At 53.4% G+C, this 17,466-nt stretch carries 12 protein-coding genes and 1 CRISPR repeat array; of the genes, 6 read left to right on the top strand and 6 right to left on the bottom strand.

From position 1 onward, the window contains the following. The first annotated feature begins 800 nt into the window (after positions 1-800). Complete coding sequence (locus AWU74_RS09735) at positions 801-1,232, top strand: hypothetical protein (RefSeq protein WP_162504595.1); 432 nt, start codon at positions 801-803, stop codon at positions 1,230-1,232. A gap of 479 nt (positions 1,233-1,711) precedes the next feature. Here AWU74_RS09735 and thrA read toward each other — a convergent pair whose 3' ends face one another. After that, positions 1,712-4,645: a bifunctional aspartate kinase/homoserine dehydrogenase I gene (thrA, locus tag AWU74_RS00735; protein WP_306700881.1), complete on the bottom strand. Its 2,934-nt coding sequence runs from the start codon at positions 4,643-4,645 to the stop codon at positions 1,712-1,714. 391 nt (positions 4,646-5,036) lie between these two features. On the opposite strand from thrA, the gene AWU74_RS00730 reads away from it, so the two are divergent. The 4 genes from AWU74_RS00730 to cas2 all read left to right on the top strand — a co-directional run bounded on the left by AWU74_RS00730 (position 5,037) and on the right by cas2 (position 10,329). Next, positions 5,037-5,408 carry a hypothetical protein gene (locus AWU74_RS00730; RefSeq protein ID WP_062326655.1) on the top strand — a complete coding sequence of 124 codons (372 nt, stop codon included), beginning with the start codon at positions 5,037-5,039 and terminating at the stop codon, positions 5,406-5,408. A gap of 264 nt (positions 5,409-5,672) precedes the next feature. After that, positions 5,673-9,026, top strand: coding sequence for a type II CRISPR RNA-guided endonuclease Cas9 (cas9, locus tag AWU74_RS00725; protein ID WP_238580103.1), 3,354 nt, complete (start codon positions 5,673-5,675; stop codon positions 9,024-9,026). 66 nt (positions 9,027-9,092) lie between these two features. Beyond that, positions 9,093-10,013 (top strand): type II CRISPR-associated endonuclease Cas1, encoded by a 921-nt coding sequence (cas1, locus tag AWU74_RS00720; protein ID WP_062326651.1) that lies wholly within the window; start codon positions 9,093-9,095, stop codon positions 10,011-10,013. Further along, positions 9,988-10,329, top strand: a complete 342-nt coding sequence (gene cas2 / locus AWU74_RS00715) for a CRISPR-associated endonuclease Cas2 (protein ID WP_202966383.1) — start codon at positions 9,988-9,990, stop codon at positions 10,327-10,329. The genes cas1 and cas2 overlap by 26 nt, the downstream gene beginning before the upstream one ends. Before the next feature lie 68 nt (positions 10,330-10,397). Further along, a CRISPR array of direct repeats spans positions 10,398-12,611; the repeat unit is 36 nt; unit sequence ATTGTAACTGATTAATTCTTTTGGTCAACCTGCAAC. 489 nt (positions 12,612-13,100) lie between these two features. Here the strand turns inward: cas2 and AWU74_RS00705 are convergent. The 5 genes from AWU74_RS00705 to AWU74_RS00685 are packed head-to-tail and all read right to left on the bottom strand — an operon-like array spanning position 13,101 to position 16,736. After that, on the bottom strand, positions 13,101-13,736 hold the full coding sequence (locus tag AWU74_RS00705) for an ABC transporter permease (RefSeq protein WP_062326647.1): 636 nt from the start codon (positions 13,734-13,736) through the stop codon (positions 13,101-13,103). Continuing rightward, positions 13,736-14,506 carry an ABC transporter ATP-binding protein gene (locus AWU74_RS00700; protein ID WP_062326645.1) on the bottom strand — a complete coding sequence of 257 codons (771 nt, stop codon included), beginning with the start codon at positions 14,504-14,506 and terminating at the stop codon, positions 13,736-13,738. The genes AWU74_RS00705 and AWU74_RS00700 overlap by 1 nt, the downstream gene beginning before the upstream one ends. A gap of 4 nt (positions 14,507-14,510) precedes the next feature. Further along, the gene (locus AWU74_RS00695) at positions 14,511-15,410 is read right to left on the bottom strand and encodes a glycine betaine ABC transporter substrate-binding protein (RefSeq protein ID WP_062326642.1); all 900 of its coding nucleotides are present in this window, start codon (positions 15,408-15,410) and stop codon (positions 14,511-14,513) included. Between the two features lie 10 nt (positions 15,411-15,420). Then, positions 15,421-16,062 (bottom strand): ABC transporter permease, encoded by a 642-nt coding sequence (locus tag AWU74_RS00690; protein WP_062326641.1) that lies wholly within the window; start codon positions 16,060-16,062, stop codon positions 15,421-15,423. Further along, the gene (locus AWU74_RS00685; protein WP_238580102.1) at positions 16,059-16,736 is read right to left on the bottom strand and encodes an aryl-sulfate sulfotransferase; all 678 of its coding nucleotides are present in this window, start codon (positions 16,734-16,736) and stop codon (positions 16,059-16,061) included. Before AWU74_RS00685 ends, AWU74_RS00690 begins: the two co-directional genes overlap by 4 nt. Positions 16,737-16,783: 47 nt before the next feature. Here AWU74_RS00685 and AWU74_RS00680 point away from each other — a divergent pair. Beyond that, the coding region (locus tag AWU74_RS00680; protein WP_238580101.1) for an aryl-sulfate sulfotransferase at positions 16,784-17,466 on the top strand (683 nt) is incomplete at its 3' end.

Here is a 17,466-nt window from a genome sequence, read left to right as displayed (position 1 = left end):
GATTCCTCGCCAGCGTTTGAGGGTGCCGAAAACGATTTTAATGAAATATTCCATAGTTTGCTGTGGAGTATTTCATTCATATCTCCCTTTTTACCTCTCTCCTCCTCTTTAGTCCACACTACCTAGTGAACCGCAACGCTGACTGTGAGCGCGGCGCTTGTGCTGCCCCTTGAACCGGCGGCATATACGCCGATGGTTCGCGTTTCCGGTCTGTCTGCCGACATATAATCGCCCGTGCGTGTCATACCTGCTTCCTTGTTTACCTTTCCCCGGCGGTTTTTGCGCCGTCCGGAGACATGTGGCAGCTTCCGGAAAATGGGTTTTATCCCTATGTCGAGTTTCTTCAAGGAACTGCCGCACGCCGTAGCGTACTACCGAGTTTTGCGGAGCAAACTCGCGGCATAGAAGCTCACTGAACACCGCATAGTACCCTGCTGAACGGTTTTAGGGAAGCCTTCGCGGGCTTTTGCGGGCGGATTAGAGGCGCGCCTTAATTCACTTGCCGGGTTTTTCAAGTCCTCATACGCATTTATGAGCGGTTCGGACACTTTTACGCGCAGCCCGGAAAGTTGTATGAGTCGCTCGGAGGCTTTTATGAGTGGCTCAGAGGTACCTCTAAATCTCTCAGAGATTTTTATGAGCGGCTCATAAAGTTGTCCGAGTCGCCCGGAGACTTTTACGGGCGGCGCAGAAAGTTGTATGAGCGGCTCGTTTGACGCCGTTTTTTGCCAAAACCGCTTGACAAAACGCCAAACATGTTTTATATATAGCATATAATAAAAGAATTCGTGGAGGATTTTATGAAAAAGAATGCGTTTGCTTTGACTGTCGGTGCATGCGCCGCGGCAGGGGCGCTGATTGCCTGCCAACAGGATGTGTCGCCGGGCATATCATTTGATGCAGAAGTAGATGCCAACCGTGAAGCCCTCGAAGCAACACAAGGCGACGGAACTTATGAGTTTCATTTTAACAATGGCGCTCGCGTACGTGGGGACTGTGATGGAATACAGTATATCGCGCCACAGACCATAGTACGAAAAGACGGGAGTACAGGTGTAACATTCGAGCAGACTTATGTTTATGAGTATTTTGCAGCAGACGCTCGAGAATGGGAAACAAGATTTCTTCGAGCAGGAATTGATTGCACGATACATATTACACACTATCCACACAGACATTGTTGGGTATCATTCTCATCAAACATCTTGGTAGAGCCGCCGAAGAAGATGTAAGCAGGAAACACATACGAAGCGGTTTTGACAGCGCGCAAGAGCAGGGCGAAAAGCCCTGCTCTTTTTTTATGCCCGGCGCACAACCTGCCGGGTTTATCAAGAAGGCTTGCCGAGGATTTTCACGCAGTTGCCTGCTGAGATTGGTTTCTGGAGTTTTCCGCATACGAGGCTGCCGAGCGGTATGCCGAAGGGCGGGAATAAGCTGCCGCCGAATGCGGGCGTCTCGCCTGCGCGCAAGAGCTTGTCATAGGCGCGGAGGGCTCGCGCTCGGCTTGCCGTTCCGCTATACGCGCATTTGTCTTCTATAGTATATGCGCACGTATTCGGCGCGCTACTGCACACCGGATACGTGCGACCGAGTTTCTTGAGGAAACTCGGCATACAGGCTTTCGCCTCTCGATAGCCCGCAGATGCTTACCTCTACGCCGAGGGTTTGCGGAGCAAACTCGGTGCAGTCCCAGTCGGCGCGCCTATGCGTCTTACCCGTTCCCCGCAGGGGGAACGGGCAACGCCAAGTTCCACGACACGGTGCGGAGCATGTCCCCGAACACGCCCGCCGCCGTAACCGCCGCGCCCGCGCCGTAGCCCCGCACGGAAAGCGGAATGGGCTGGTAGCGCGTCGTCGTGAACACGAAGGCGTTTTCGCCGCCCTTCACCGCGTAGAGCGGGTGGCTTGCCGCCACTTCCAGCGCCCCGACTGAGCACCGTCCGTCCGCAATAGACGCGCCCATTCGGAGCGCTTTGCCTTCCCGCCTGAGCCGCGCGATATAGCCCGCGAAATAGGCGTCGGCTTTGGGCAGGTTCCGCAGGAACATTTCCACGTCGCCCGAATCGTCGAAGTCCGGCGGGAACGCCTTGCTGACGGCGACCTCGCTCAGCTCAAGCGAAAGCCCCGCCTCCCGCGCGATGATGAGCGCTTTCCGCGCCACGTCCATTCCTGACAAATCCTCTCGGGGGTCAGGCTCAGTGTAGCGCTTCTCGCGCGCCTCCCGCACCGCCTCGCTGAACGCCGCCCCCTCGTCTAACCGCCCGAATATGTACGACAGCGAGCCCGACATGATTCCCTGAAACGAGGTGAGCCGGTCGCCGCTCTTGAACAGGTTCTGCAGCGTGTCGATTATCGGCAGCCCAGCGCCCACGTTCGTCTCGTACAGAAAGCGCCGGCGGCTTCCGTTCGCCGTCTCGCGGAGCGCGCGGTAATAACTCATAGGCATTGAATTGGCGCGCTTGTTCGGCGTGGTGATATGCATTCCGGCTTTGAATATGTCGAGGTACCGTTCGGGCAGCCCGTCCGACGCGGTGCAGTCGACGAACACGGGGTTGAGCGGCTTGTGCGTCCGCACAAAGTTCAGCACGGCGTCCAGCGACGCGGGGGTCTCCGACGCGTCCAGCGCGTCCCGCCACGCCGACAGGTCGAGCGCTTCCCCGCCCGCGCTCAGAAGCATCCTGCCGCTCCGCGCTATTCCCAGCACCCGCACGTCGATATTCTGCGCGGCGAGACCCGGAAGCTGGCTCCGTATCTGGTCGACGAGGCAGCCGCCGATTGCGCCCACGCCGAACACGAAAGCCTCTATCGTCTGCGCCGTGTGAAAGAAGAACCGGTGCGCGACACGGACCGCCGTGTCCCCTTCCTCGCCCGCGGTAACCGCGCTGATAGAGCGCTCGGAGGAGCCTTGCGCAATGGCGTGAATATTTATGTCGCTCGACGCGAGCGCGCTGAAGAACGTCGCCGCCACGCCGCGCTTCTGCTTCATGTTGTCGCCGACTATGGACACGACGGCGTTGTCCCCGCGCACTTCGACCGGGTTGACGAGCCGCTCGCGGATTTCAAGCTCAAACTCGCCTTCGAGCGCGGCGCTCACCGCGCGGGAATAGCGCTCGTCTATGCAGAACGACAGCGTGTATTCGGAACTCGACTGCGTGATAAGCAGCACGGAGATCCCCGCCCGCGAGACCGCGCTGAAGGTCCGCGCCGCCATTCCGCTCCGTCCCTTCATGCCGGGACCGGACACGCTCACCACGGCGACATTCTTCAGGCAGGATATGCCCCGCACCGCCTCCGCCGCGTCCTTCCCGCTCCCCGCCGTCCGCTTCCCGATTCGCGTGCCGCGGCAGGACGGGTCCCGGCTGTTCAGGCTCCACGCCTCGATTCCTTTTTCGGCGAGCGGGGCGAGCGTCTTGGGGTGCAGCACCTTCGAGCCGAAGAACGACAGCTCCATAGCCTCTTCGTAGCTCAGGTCGTCCACTATGACGGCGTCGGGCACGATTCGGGGGTCGGCGGCGAATATGCCGCCCACGTCCGTCCAAAACTCGACGCGCCGCGCGTCCAGCGCCCAGCCGATGAGCGCCGCGGAGAAGTCCGAGCCGTTGCGTCCGAGCAGTCCCGGTTCGTCGCGCCCCCACGCGCAGATAAAGCCGGGGAACAGGAGGATTCGCGCTTCGCCGCCTTTTTCGCCCCTGCGGTAAGGCGCGAGCGCCGCACCCGTTTTGGCGTAGTCGACGTCGCCTTCCGTCTGCCTGCCGGTCGCGTAGATAAAGTCCCGCGAGTCGAGCGCGAGCGCCCGCTGCCCGCCCGGAAGCAGCGCGGACAGCGTCGCCTCCACGATAGGGACGCAGAGTCGCTCGCCCAAACCCATAATGCGGCACTGCACCGACGCGGGGCATTCGCCTATCGCGTGCACCGCTTCGAGCAGTCCGCCGTATTCGGCGAACAGCGGCGCGAGTTTTTTCAGCACCGGTTCCGCCCGGAAGCCGCCGACCGACCGTTCCAGATTCCGGCAGATTTCCTCGTGGACGGCGGCGAGGGCTTCCGCGTAGCGCAGGTGCGCGGCGCCGATATGCGCGTTCTCGATTCCGGCGCTCGGGGTTACGCAGCGGTCTATGCTCTGCTGTAGGCTGTTGGAAACGCCCGCGACCGCCGACACCACCACGCTGACGCGGTCTTCCGCCGCGCGCCGTAGCATAATCCGCGCGGATTCAAGGATCCGCTCCGCGCTGCCCAGCGACGCGCCGCCGAATTTAAGTGTAATCATGTCGTCATGCCTCTCTCGCGGCAGGATACCACACCGAGGGGGGAATATCCAGAGCCGCGCGCTCGGCGCACGCCGGACTCCGCTTGCTTGCGCGATTTTTGCGCTTGTATGCGCAGCTTTCGCGCTTGCCTGCGGAACCTTCGCGCACATGTTCTGGACTATTGCGCTCATGTTCGCAACTCTTGCGCCCGTGTTCTGAACCTTTGCGCCCGTGTTCGCAACCTTTGCGCCCGTGTTCGCAACCTTTGCGCCCGTGTTCGCAACTCTTGCGCTCGTGTTCTGAATGGTTGCGCCCGTGTTCGCAACTCTTGCGCTCGTGTTCGCAACCTTTGCGCTCGTGTTCTGAACCTTTGCGCCCGTGTTCTGAATGGTTGCGCTCATGTTCGGGACTGTTGCGCAAGCAAGCGCGAGTCTTGAATAGACCTATTCAAAACCGGCAAGCCGCCGCTCTGTTTTGCCTATACGCCGCGAGTTTGCGATAAGCGAAGCGGCGCAAACGCGGCAGCGCCTTATACCTTTGCCTACAGGCAAAGCCTATATGCCACCCTATGCGCCGAGTTTTTTCAGAAAACTCGAACGTTCCCTACGGCGAACGCCGGCGGATTCTCTAGGAATTACTTTCGGCTTGTGGTATACCGGCGCCGGTTACGGAAGGTTCGGGCGAAAAACACCGCGTTTTCGGCACGGGAGGCGGGCGAATGTCCGCTCCCTTTGTGCATAGAAAGCGGCAACATATTCGGTATCCTACCGGCAAAACAAGGAGCGCGCAACCATGCCCTGCAACGCAGATTTCGGGATAATCGACGATTTTGACAAACAGAAAGACTATGGAGGATTTGAAGGAAGCTACCAAGATACGCTGAAAAAATATCATTGCGTTTCAATAGACGACGACGTTTTGAATGACTGGGCAGAAGATTTTAGAGAAGTCAAAACATACTATCACTGTTTTAGCCGTCCCGAAACAGGATTTGCGCGTTACGGGATAACGCTTATCCCGCCGGAGTCGCTCGCGGCGCTTATCGGTATAGTGGAGCGAAAAACTTCGGCGCACTGGCGGACAGGTTTCAATATCGCCGAGCTGCTGGAACTGCTCAAAAAGGCAAAGGATGAGGGAAAATTCGTCATAGTCTACGGCGTATAGGCAAAGCATATCGGCGAAAGGACATAAAAAAAGGAAGCCGCAGCTTCCTTTTTAAGGTGAGCCTATTTATATTCCTTACTAAAAGAAATATAAAAGGATTTTGCGGAGCAAAAGCTCCTTGTTAGCAGGTTGACCAGAACAATTAACCAGTGCGCGTAGCGTATCATGCGGGGCAGATTGCTGTCAAGACTCGCGCGCGGGATTTTGCCGGTTCGCTGGAAAACGCGCGCGGAGTATAGTATGATTCGGCGCAAGGAGCGGCACATGAATTGGCGGCTTGGACTCGATTTAGGAACGAATTCTATCGGCTGGTCGGTTCTCAGCCTGAACGGGCGGAACGAGGCGGAAAAGCTCGAGGATATGGGCGTCCGCATTTTTTCCGACGGGCGGGAGCCGAAAACCGGCAAGCCGCTTGCCGCCGCGCGGAGGACGGCGCGGGGTATCAGGCGAAACCTGCTGCGGCGGAAAATCAGGCGGCGAACGCTTTTTCGTCTCTTGCAAAAAGACGGGCTGTTTCCGTCTCTGCGCGGGGAAGCGGCGGAGCTTAAACAGCTCGACCCGTATGCGCTGCGCGCGAAAGCGCTCGACGAGCGGCTTGAGCCGCACGAACTGGGGCGCGCGCTCTTTCATCTGGGCGTGCGGCGCGGCTTTAAGAGCAACCGCAAAGATGCTCAAAATGAGCAGGATGATAAGAAAAAAGAAAAATCAGAACAAAACGAAAAGATACAGTGTTTTAAGCATGAACTTAAAAATGGGCAGATGAGAACGCTTGGAGAATATTTGTTCGAAACAAAAGAATTTCGTTTTTCGTCTAATGCTAACCTGAAAAACTTTTACCCTGATCGGCAAATGTATGAGGATGAATTCGCGGCGATTAAGGCAAAGCAAGAGCCGTTTTATCCGGCGCTTGGCTGGGACGCGATTCACGAGGCGATTTTCAAACAAGGGAAACTGGAACCTCAGAAGCGAGGCAAGTGCCAGTTTATGGATGAGGAGCGGACGTTCAAGGCAACGCCGTGCTCGCAGCAGTTCCGTATTTTACAGGAGGTGTTTAACCTCACGTATACCGATGTTATAACGAATAAGGCTACAGAGCTTTCTCCGGCACAGCAAGACGCATTAATCGCCGCATTAGACAACAAAAAAGAAATGAGTTTTTCCAGCATACGCACCTTGCTCAAGATTAACGGCACATTTAACCTTGAAACGCTCAACCGTGATAAATTAAACGGCAACGCTACCGCTTGCGAAATGCGAAAAGACACGCATTTCGGCAAACTGTGGGATGATAAAATGAAGCTTGCAGAGCAGGACGCGCTTATCGAAACGCTGATTACGACTGACGAAGATTCCGAAGCGGAGCGGTTTTTGAAAAAATACCCGCTGACCTCGGAGCAGCGAAAAGCGATACTCAGGTTCCCGTTTCCGTCCGGCACCGCCAGCTTTTGCAGAGAGGCTACCGAGGCGCTCGTTGCAACGATGCGCGAAACACGACTGCAATACGATAAAGCGGCGCTGGTGCTTGGGTATGAGCACTCCGACCAGTCGGTAGAGCAATACGATTTGCTGCCCTATTACGGCAAAGCGCTGAGCGGCTCCACTATGGGCGTTAAAGCGACGCCCGGGACTAATCCGGACGAGTTACAGTACGGCAAAATCGCAAATCCCACCGTGCACGTCGCGCTCAACCAGACGCGCGCGGTGGTGAACGCGCTGATTAAAAAATACGGGAAACCGGCGCAGATTGTTGTGGAAACATCAAGGGATTTAAAAGCAAGTAAAGAGAAAAGAGAAGAAATCACAGAACAACAAAAGCAGCGAGCACGTCAAAATGATATTGACAATCAGTCTATAACAGACGGATTTAGAATTTCGTTTCCAAACCGAAGCGATAGATTAAAATATCGCTTGTGGGTTGAACTTAATGCGAGCAATGCTTTTGAGCGTCAATGTCTGTATTGCGGAAAACAAATCAACGCGGCGGAATTGTTTTCTGATAATATCGAAATTGACCACATATTGCCGTTCAGCAAGACGTTGCTTGACGTGGAATCGAATAAAACCGTCGCACACTGGAAGTGCAACCAAATAAAAGGAGGACGGACGCCTTACGAAGCGTTTCACGCGAATCCGGCGGGCTATAAGTGGGAAGCTATTCGTGGACGCATAGCGCAATTAAAAAATCCGGCAAAGCGGAGGCGTTTCTCTGCCGACGCGCTTACAGAATTTGAGGATAAAGAAGCGTTTATCGCTCGGCAGTTAAAAGACACCCAGTATATTGCCAGAATCAACCTGCAATATCTCAAAACACTGGTTGACGACACCAATATTTGGGCAACTACCGGCAGAATGACAGGTTTGCTTCGTGAAAGGTGGGATCTAGACTCTATTTTGAAACGGGATACCGACGGCATTAAGCAAAAAATTGACGAACTATCCGACAACGGTAAAAAAATTGCAGAGGCAGAAAAAGCAAAATTGCTTCGTGAAGCAAAAAAGAACCGGAGAGACCACCGGCACCACGCTCTTGACGCGGTAGTTATCGGATTAGTCGACCATGCATTGGTAAAAAAAATTATGACGGAAAATGCAAGGGGAAATCTTGACAAGGTTAAAGTACCTTTGTTTCCACTGTGGGCTGAAATCATTGAGAAAATGCGGAATATCGTGGTGAGTTTTAAGCCCGACCACGGCGCGCAGGGCAAGCTTTCAAAAGAAACCGCGCTTGGACGCATACGGCAGGAAGCGTTGCTGCCGATAGAAAAGCTTACGAAGGACGACGTCCCTCACATAAAGGATACGCGCGTCCGCGGCGCTTTTGAACAGCGGCTTGCCGAAACAAAGGATTTCAAAGCTGCCGTGAAAGAAATGCAAACGGATTATCCCCGGATACGGGTGTTTCGTCCTTGCTTTGTCAACCGAATACCGCTTGCCAACTTGAAAAATAAACAAAATATTGCTGGCATTGTTGATATGGGCATTCAAAATAAGTTGCGCGAGTTTGTTGACGCGCACCCAAATGAGAAGTTTGACAAAGCGTTGGTCAAATTCAGCGAACAAACTGGTATCAAGCGCATACGATATAAGAACCATGATCAAAATCCGTGGGAAATTAAAACCAGAAAGAATAAATCATTGCCAGAAGAACAACGGCGTTATTATGGAACTGAAGATTATTTCGCGGCGATTATTTGGGAAATTCCGCCCACAAAAACCGGCGCAAAACCGGAATACAAAGCGCAATATGTGCGCCGGACGGAAATTGATACGGACAGTAATCTAAAACCGGAAGCGCTTGCCAATAAACCGCATCCGGCGGCTACAAAAATCTGCCAGCTCCACAAAAACGATTACATTGAGTTTGCGGAAAATGGGGTGTGGAAAAAAGCGAGAATTGCAGGACTTAAGGGTTCAGATGGCAGGCTGGATATTCGACCAATTTACGCAACCGATGACGCACGAAGCTGGATAATCGCAACTGCCGAACAAATGCTCGAAAAAAGTTGGAAACCGGTTGAAGGACAAAACTTTGTTTCCGTAAACGTGTTGTTCGGCAAGTATGCCGCGCACAAGATACGCGTTTCGCCGATTGGTGCAGTGAGTCGAAAAGCAACATAGCGTTTCTTCGGAGCAAACCGATTTCTGAAAACATAATCCCTGTCTGGATTACGCCGAAAAAGAACCATGATTCATCAGATTGTAGAGATTCACGAGGAAAACCGCTATCTGTCGCTGGAACGCGGTTTTTTGAAGATAAGCAAAGGCGAAGAGGCAGTTGCCCGCGTTCCGCTTGACGACGTCGCGGTTTTGCTAATCAGCGCACAGAGCGTGTCTTTTTCAAAGCATATTCTGAACGAGCTTGCCGAACGCGGCGGCATTTCGGTGCTGTGCGGAAAGAACTATGCCCCGCAATCAATGGTTATACCTGTTTCGGGGCACTATATGCAGTCGGGCGTCATAAAAACGCAGATAGACGCAAGCGTTCCCTTTAAGAAGAATATTTGGAAACGCGTCATCGAAGAAAAACTGGAAAATCAGGCAAAATCGCTCGCGCTGTGCGGAAACCACGACGCCGCGCTGCGCTTGAAAAGTATCGCAAAAACGGTGAAATCAGGCGATTCGGATAATCGGGAAGCATACGGCGCGAAAGTATACTGGAAGGCGCTGTTCGGCGGTGATTTTATTCGGGATAAAGACGGCGAAGACGTCAACGCGCTGCTCAATTACGGATATGCCATAGCGCGCGCGTCTATTGCCCGCGCTATTTGCGCCGCCGGTTTGCTCCCGTCATTCGGGATTTATCACAAAAATCAGTTAAACCCCTTTTGCCTCGCCGACGATTTTCTTGAGCCGTTCCGCCCGCTTATCGATATATCCGTGTATCAGTTGGCACAGCAAAAACAAGCCGAACTCACCCCGGAAATCAAGCGCCGGCTGACGGATATCCTTTGGGTACAGGTTAAGACAACGGAAGGCAAATCACCGCTGTTTCAGGGAATGCACTATATGTGTTCGGCGTATACAAAAGCGCTGAAAGAGAAAAAGAGCGATTTTGACATTCCTGTCTGGGAAGGCAAACATGAAACGGTATCCGCTTCTGAATAAGTATGAGCTTATGTGGATGATGGTTTTATTTGATTTGCCGGTCGTTGAAAAACAGGAACGAAAAGACGCTGTCGATTTCAGAAACTTTCTGCTTGACAACGGGTTTTCCATGGTGCAGTTTTCGATATATATAAAAGTGCTCTCCGGAACGGACGCCTGCCAAAAGTACTATGGGCTTATTGAGCGGCATTTGCCGGAGCAAGGGAAAGTCGACATTGTTACGATAACGGACAAACAATATGGCAACATTAAGAGTTATGCGGGGAAAAACAAAAACCGCAAAAAAAATCCTTCCCCGCAACTTCTGTTATTCTGAAAAACAGAGAGAAAAAATATGCCCGACCATTTCTATTTCTTTGCAGAAAAAGAAGTTCGGTCGGACATATTGTAACTGATTAATTCTTTTGGTCAACCTGCAACTGTTTGGGAGCCGTCCTCGTTTGATAGTCCATTGTAACTGATTAATTCTTTTGGTCAACCTGCAACAAATTACGAAAAAGGAGTGTCTTCTCCTTCATTGTAACTGATTAATTCTTTTGGTCAACCTGCAACTCAAGGAAGCCGGCGCAAAACGAGCTGTTCTATTGTAACTGATTAATTCTTTTGGTCAACCTGCAACAGGTTACGCTCATAGACAGCGGCGCGTTTAATTGTAACTGATTAATTCTTTTGGTCAACCTGCAACACGTAATACCTTATGTCGTACCTTGTAATGATTGTAACTGATTAATTCTTTTGGTCAACCTGCAACCCCCTTTTTGCCGTTGCCAATGATGCCCTTATTGTAACTGATTAATTCTTTTGGTCAACCTGCAACTTGTATGAATTGGATACTTTTATTCCATCAATTGTAACTGATTAATTCTTTTGGTCAACCTGCAACATACATGTTTTCTTTGGTGCTGAGCGTATTATTGTAACTGATTAATTCTTTTGGTCAACCTGCAACATGTTGTGTAAGTCCCCGTTCTATCTGGAGATTGTAACTGATTAATTCTTTTGGTCAACCTGCAACGACCGACAGCAACAGACGGATGGGTACGACATTGTAACTGATTAATTCTTTTGGTCAACCTGCAACATGTCACAGGTCAAAGACGCCAGTGCCGCTATTGTAACTGATTAATTCTTTTGGTCAACCTGCAACGGAAAATATCGCTTTATTATATAAATTGATATTGTAACTGATTAATTCTTTTGGTCAACCTGCAACACGCGTTAATCTTATGCAGAGGAGGAACGGATTGTAACTGATTAATTCTTTTGGTCAACCTGCAACACTACCATGCCATTGTTTTCGGACTTGGCAATTGTAACTGATTAATTCTTTTGGTCAACCTGCAACTTAACCTGAGCCATCGAAGAACGATAGTTTATTGTAACTGATTAATTCTTTTGGTCAACCTGCAACTCGTTTCCACACGGTAGTGACACCCCTCCCATTGTAACTGATTAATTCTTTTGGTCAACCTGCAACGATATTTCTCAGACTAAGATGCAGATGGCTATTGTAACTGATTAATTCTTTTGGTCAACCTGCAACAAAAAAGCTGAAGGTCTCGTTTACGCAAACATTGTAACTGATTAATTCTTTTGGTCAACCTGCAACTTGACCTGAGCCATCGAAGAACGATAGTTTATTGTAACTGATTAATTCTTTTGGTCAACCTGCAACTATTCTGAAAAGAAGTGTTTTCTTACGCTTATTGTAACTGATTAATTCTTTTGGTCAACCTGCAACGTACAGGCTCGTGCGATAGAACGAGAAGAAATTGTAACTGATTAATTCTTTTGGTCAACCTGCAACACAGAGGCAGCTGATGCCGTCTGGGGCATTATTGTAACTGATTAATTCTTTTGGTCAACCTGCAACGTGTTAATCTCCCCACTGATATGGTCGAAAATTGTAACTGATTAATTCTTTTGGTCAACCTGCAACCCTCCCGTCCTCGTGGCTGGTACACCCCGGATTGTAACTGATTAATTCTTTTGGTCAACCTGCAACCAGTTCGTTCTGCATAACCCGCCGCGTGTAATTGTAACTGATTAATTCTTTTGGTCAACCTGCAACCCAAAAGCTGGACGAGGCGCGTGACCGTCTATTGTAACTGATTAATTCTTTTGGTCAACCTGCAACAGTTCGTGCCTTCAAGAAGCGGCGCCCCTAATTGTAACTGATTAATTCTTTTGGTCAACCTGCAACCTGTTTGCAGTCATTCTACCTCCGGGGTCATTGTAACTGATTAATTCTTTTGGTCAACCTGCAACATCAAGACGCGCAGTTTAGCGTGCTCTTTAATTGTAACTGATTAATTCTTTTGGTCAACCTGCAACTAAAGTTCGTGAATGGACACTTCGGCTATCATTGTAACTGATTAATTCTTTTGGTCAACCTGCAACGTCGATTGGTATTCGTCTATGAGAAATAATATTGTAACTGATTAATTCTTTTGGCCAACCTGCAACGATACTAAGGAACAGCATGATACGCGTTTCATTGTAACTGATTAATTCTTTTGGTCAACCTGCAACGTACAGGGCGCACGGCGAGTAAGAAAAAGAATTGTAACTGATTAATTCTTTTAGTCAACCTGCAACGGGAATCTTCGTGCACATGTTCTGGACTCTTGCGCTCATGTTCGCAACTGTTGCGCTCATGTTCTGAATGATTGCGCACACGTTCGGGATTGTTGCGCCCGTGTTCTGAACCTTTGCGCTCATGTTCGCAACTGTTGCGCTCGTGTTCTGAATGGTTGCGCACGTGTTCTGAATGGTTGCGCTCATGTTCGGGACTGTTGCGCAAGCAAGCGCGACTTTTGAATAGACCTGTTCAACAGTTGCCGCAGCTTCGCCGGCGGAAAGGGCGCTTGCCGGGTTTGCTTCGCAAGCTCGCGACGGAGAGACAAAGCCTGTTTGCCGCGCATAAGCGAAAAGCGGCGGGGCAAAAGCGGCAACAAATGCGTTGCGCGGGCGCGGAGGTGTGCGCTGATTCACCGGCGGGCACAAAAAAACAGGGTTGTTGCCCTGCCTCTGCCGTAAATGCCGGATTCCTTCAAGGAACCCGGACCTTGCCCATAAGAGGAACGCTTACGCCGCTTCCCCGCAGTGCAGTTTTTTGCAGACGGCGCGTTCCGCCGCTTCGAGCGCCGTGTTGGCAAAAATCGCCAGTCCGGCGGCGAGGATTGCTCCCCAGATGATTTTTGCCATATTCATCGTGCGCAGCCCGTCGAACAGCAGCGCGCCGATTCCGCCCGCGTTGATGATTGCGGCAATCGTCCCGATTCCGATAGTGGAAATCACCGCAAGGCGAATCCCCGCCATGATTGCGGGAAACGCGAGCGGCACCTTGATTTTTGCGAGCACCTGCGCCGGGCTCATGCCTATGCCGACGGCGGCTTCCACGACGGCATCGTCGACCGCGCTCAGCCCCGCGAGGAAATTGCGCACCAGCAGAAACTGGTTGTACAGCACCAGCACAAAGACCGCCGTCTGCAAGCCGAGTCCCAGAACCGGAATCAGCAGTGAAAAGAGCGCGAGGCTTGGGATAGCGTACACCGCGCCGAGCGCGCGGAGCGCGGCCGCCGTGCGTTTCTTCGCGCCGAGCAGCAAAAGCGTAATGACGGACGCGACCAGCACCGAAATCGCAACGGATACGCCCAGAATAACGCAGTGGCGCGACAGCGCTTCGGTGAGGCGCGAGTGGTGCACAAAATAGTTCCGCATTAGGCGCCGTCCCCGCCGCGCGTCTGCGCGCTGACCGCGCCGGACGACGCTATCAGTTCCCTGACGAAGTCGTTTGCCGGCTTATGGACGATAGCGTCCGGCGTGTCGAACTGCTGGACTGTCCCCTGGTGCATGATAAGCACGCGGTTTCCCAGTTTGAATGCTTCGCCGACGTCATGCGTCACAAACAGATAGGTGCGCCGATATTTTTGGTGTATCTGTAGCAGTTCGTTCTGTAGGCTGGCGCGGTTTATCGCGTCGATTGCGCCGAACGGCTCGTCGAGCAGCATTACCGCGGGTTCCGCCGCCATTGCGCGCGCAAGCCCCACCCGCTGCTGCTGTCCGCCCGACAGCGCCGACGGGTGCCGTTTCTGAAACTCGGCGGGGTCGAGCCTGACCAGCGTCAAAAGCTCTTCCACCCGCTTTTTGATTCGCGCCGCGTCCCACTTCAAGATACGGGGAACCACCGCGATGTTTTCAAAAACCGTCATGTGCGGGAACAGCCCCGCCTGCTGAATCACGTAGCCGATTCCGTGCCGGAGCCGCACCGCGTCCTTCGTGCTGATATCCTCGCCGAAAAGCCGCACTGTGCCGCCGTCCGGCTCGTAAAGGCGGTTTACCATTTTGAGAAGCGTCGTCTTCCCGCAGCCCGACGTGCCGACGAGCGTGACGAACTCGCCTTCCGCTATGCTGAGTGAAACGTGGTCGACCGCGTTGCGCCGCGCGTCCGGAAAGCGCTTTACTACGTCGTCAAAAACCAGCGCATGCACGGCGCTACCGCTTCGTCGAAACGTAAAACTCTTTTGCGACTTCTGCGTATTCGCGTTTGTCCGCGTCGACCTTCGCGTTGAGCGCCGTTATCGTCGGCGTGTCGATTTTTGCGTCGACGGCGTTCAGGATATCCGCAATCCGGGGGTATCTGTCCAGCACATTCTGCCGGACAACCGGCGCGATATTGTACGGCGGCCACGCCTGCTTGTCGTCGTCCAGAAGCACGAATTGGGGGTCGGTTAAGTGTCCGTCGGTCGTCCACGCCGGAGCCGCGTCCGCTTTCCCCGACGACAGCAGCGGGTATCTGAGCGAGTCCGCATACACGTTGCTCGATTTCCAGCGGAACGGCCCGTATATCTTGATAAGGCGCGGCAGCGCGTCCTCCCGTTCGTCAAACTCTCCCTGCGACGCGAAGCGAATGTTCCGCGCGTTCCGCTGCAGGTCGGAAATAGTGCGGATTCCGTACTTGTCCGACGCCGCCTTGCTCACCATTACCCCTTGCCCGTCATTTGCCTTCGCGTAATTGAGCCAGACTATGTCGAACTGTTTTTTGTATCCCTCCTTTACGAGGCGGTATACTTCGTCAGGGTCGGTCTCCAAGCCGAGTTTCAGCACGACAAGCAAGCCTGTCCCGGTGTATTCGGGGTAGAGGTCTATGGAATTATTGGTGAGCGCCGTATGCACGACGGAGCTTGCCAAATCAAACGTGCGCTCGACGGGGATTCCCGCGTCTTCAAGCGCAAGCGCGTAGATTTCGGCAAGAATCAGGTTTTCGGTGAAATTTTTTGACCCGATTCGCACCTTCTGCGTTTTCCCTCTGTCTTTTTGCGGGGCGGCAAAGGCAGCGCCCGCAACAACAGCCGCAAACAAAAGCGCGGCGGCTGTTTTTGTTGTTCTTTTCATATATAACTCCTTATTTTCCGAACAATGATAGAGATACTCTGTTTTCCATAAACGAAAGCAAACAGTCCGCGGCAACGGAAAAGAGCGCGACCGAGACGCCGCCTATAAGCAGCAGCTCGGTTCGCATTAAGCCGAGACCGGTAAAGATGATAGTGCCCAAGCCGCCCCCGCCGATATATGCGGCAAGCGTCGCGCTCGCGATAACCTCAATTGCCGCGGTTTTGAACCCCGCAAGCGTCAGCGGAAGCGCAAGCGGCGCTTTTATCAGAAAAAACACCCGCCGCGCGCTCATTCCCATTCCCCGCGCCGTCTCCAGCACCGGAAGCGGAATCGAACTAAACGCGACAGTCGCGTTGATTAAAATCGGCGGGATAGCCAGAAACGCGAGCGCAATAACCGCCGGCTGCATGCCTGTTCCCAGCACGGGTATGCAGAGAAGCAGCACGGCGAGGCTCGGAATAATGCGGAGCGTCGCAAACACGCCGGTAATCGCCGCGCGGAGCCGTTTTGTCCGCGCGCACACGATTCCCGCCGGAAGCGCAACGGCGCAGGCAAGCGCAAGCGCGGCTATGCTTATAAAAAAGTGCTGCGCCGCCGCCAGTCCGTATTTCGTCCCATTTCGCGCAAAATAGTCGATAAACGCCTGCGTCATGCGGCTCCGTCCGCCCGAAAGCGCCCCGCGTCCGGCACAATCGACCCTTCCTGCGGCTGCGCAAGCTGCGGTATCCATTCATAGGGAAGACGGTACGCACGGTACACCATATTCATGACGCCGCCGTTCGCGCTCTCATAATACGGGTGAACATATTCCCACACCGTCTTATAGTCTCGCGTTACCTCAAAAATCCTCCCGTCGGAACCCTCGTCTATCAGCGTGTTGCCGTTCGGAAGCCGCTGCGCCGAACTGATATAGGGGCTGTAAAACCGGTAATTATCCGCAAATCCCGCTTTCCGCGCCGTATACTCCCACACGATTTCAAGCGTTACGGGGTTGAACTCGACGACGCGCGAGTAGTCGCGGTGTACGCTGTTGATTCCGTAACGCGACGTGCTGCCCGGCTGCCCGTAGCCGCCCCAGCCGCCGTTGTCGAAGACCAATAGGTTGCCCTCGCCCGGAAGCCCGCGGGGTATCATGTGCAGGTGGTGCTGCCCGATAATCCAGCCGAGTTTTTTGAGCGCTTCAGTTTCGCGGAAGTCCGGTCCGATTCGCCAGACGATTTTGCCCGTTTTCTTGTCGGTAATGGCGAGGATATTGGCGTTCCGCGCGTCCCAGATAATGTTGTCGGGGTGAAATCGTTCGTCGCCCGCGTCATGCCATTTGTTCAAACCGAGCGTGGAAGGGCTATACGGTCTTTCAGTCGGCAAAGGGCGCGTTGCTTATCGACATGCGCGGGAACGAGGTGCAGCTTTGGGCGGGGCTGCACGGTTTTCCGAACAAGGTGTTGCCGGGCGGCTTTGTGTTCGGCTCGTCGGGCGCCCGAAACCCCAAATACGGGTATCAGGACCAGAACGACCTGCTGCAGGTCGACTGGGACGGAAACGTCGTGTGGAAATACGACCGCAGCGAGTTTATCAAAGACCCGGACACGACTCCGGCTTTTTCGGCGCGGCAGCACCACGACTTTCAGCGGGAAGGCTCGTCTACCGGCTACTATGCGCCCGGGCAAAAACCGAAAACCGACAGCGGCAATACGCTGATTCTGACGCACAAGGACGTTGTCAACCCCCGGATATCGGCTCAGCCGCTTCTGGACGACCGCATCGTCGAAGTCGACTGGGACGGCAATACCGTGTGGGAGTGGTTGCCGAACGAGCATTTTGACGAACTCGGCTTTGACGAAACGGCGAAAAACGTGTTGTTCCGCGACCCGTCGCTCGTGGCGACCGGACGGGGGGACTGGCTGCACATAAATTGCATATCCACGCTCGGTTCGAACAAATGGCATGACGCGGGGGACGAACGATTTCACCCCGACAACCTTATCTGGGCCGCGCGGAACGCCAATATCCTCCCCCTTACCGACAAGAAAACGGGCCAAATCGGCTGGCCGATCCG

Source organism: Treponema endosymbiont of Eucomonympha sp. (genome assembly GCF_001028545.1).
The sequence above is the reverse complement of the archived record's forward strand: the minus strand, read 5'-3'. Positions and strand labels throughout refer to the sequence as shown.

What these genes read in the sequence shown, in the direction of transcription:
- AWU74_RS09735 (WP_162504595.1), top strand. Translation starts at nt 801, where the DNA reads ATGAAAAAGAATGCGTTTGCTTTGACTGTCGGTGCATGCGCCGCGGCA.
- thrA (WP_306700881.1), bottom strand. Translation starts at nt 4,645, where the DNA reads ATGAGCGCAACCATTCAGAACACGGGCGCAAAGGTTCAGAACACGAGC.
- AWU74_RS00730 (WP_062326655.1), top strand. Translation starts at nt 5,037, where the DNA reads ATGCCCTGCAACGCAGATTTCGGGATAATCGACGATTTTGACAAACAG.
- cas9 (WP_238580103.1), top strand. Translation starts at nt 5,673, where the DNA reads ATGAATTGGCGGCTTGGACTCGATTTAGGAACGAATTCTATCGGCTGG.
- cas1 (WP_062326651.1), top strand. Translation starts at nt 9,093, where the DNA reads ATGATTCATCAGATTGTAGAGATTCACGAGGAAAACCGCTATCTGTCG.
- cas2 (WP_202966383.1), top strand. Translation starts at nt 9,988, where the DNA reads ATGAAACGGTATCCGCTTCTGAATAAGTATGAGCTTATGTGGATGATG.
- AWU74_RS00705 (WP_062326647.1), bottom strand. Translation starts at nt 13,736, where the DNA reads ATGCGGAACTATTTTGTGCACCACTCGCGCCTCACCGAAGCGCTGTCG.
- AWU74_RS00695 (WP_062326642.1), bottom strand. Translation starts at nt 15,410, where the DNA reads ATGAAAAGAACAACAAAAACAGCCGCCGCGCTTTTGTTTGCGGCTGTT.
- AWU74_RS00690 (WP_062326641.1), bottom strand. Translation starts at nt 16,062, where the DNA reads ATGACGCAGGCGTTTATCGACTATTTTGCGCGAAATGGGACGAAATAC.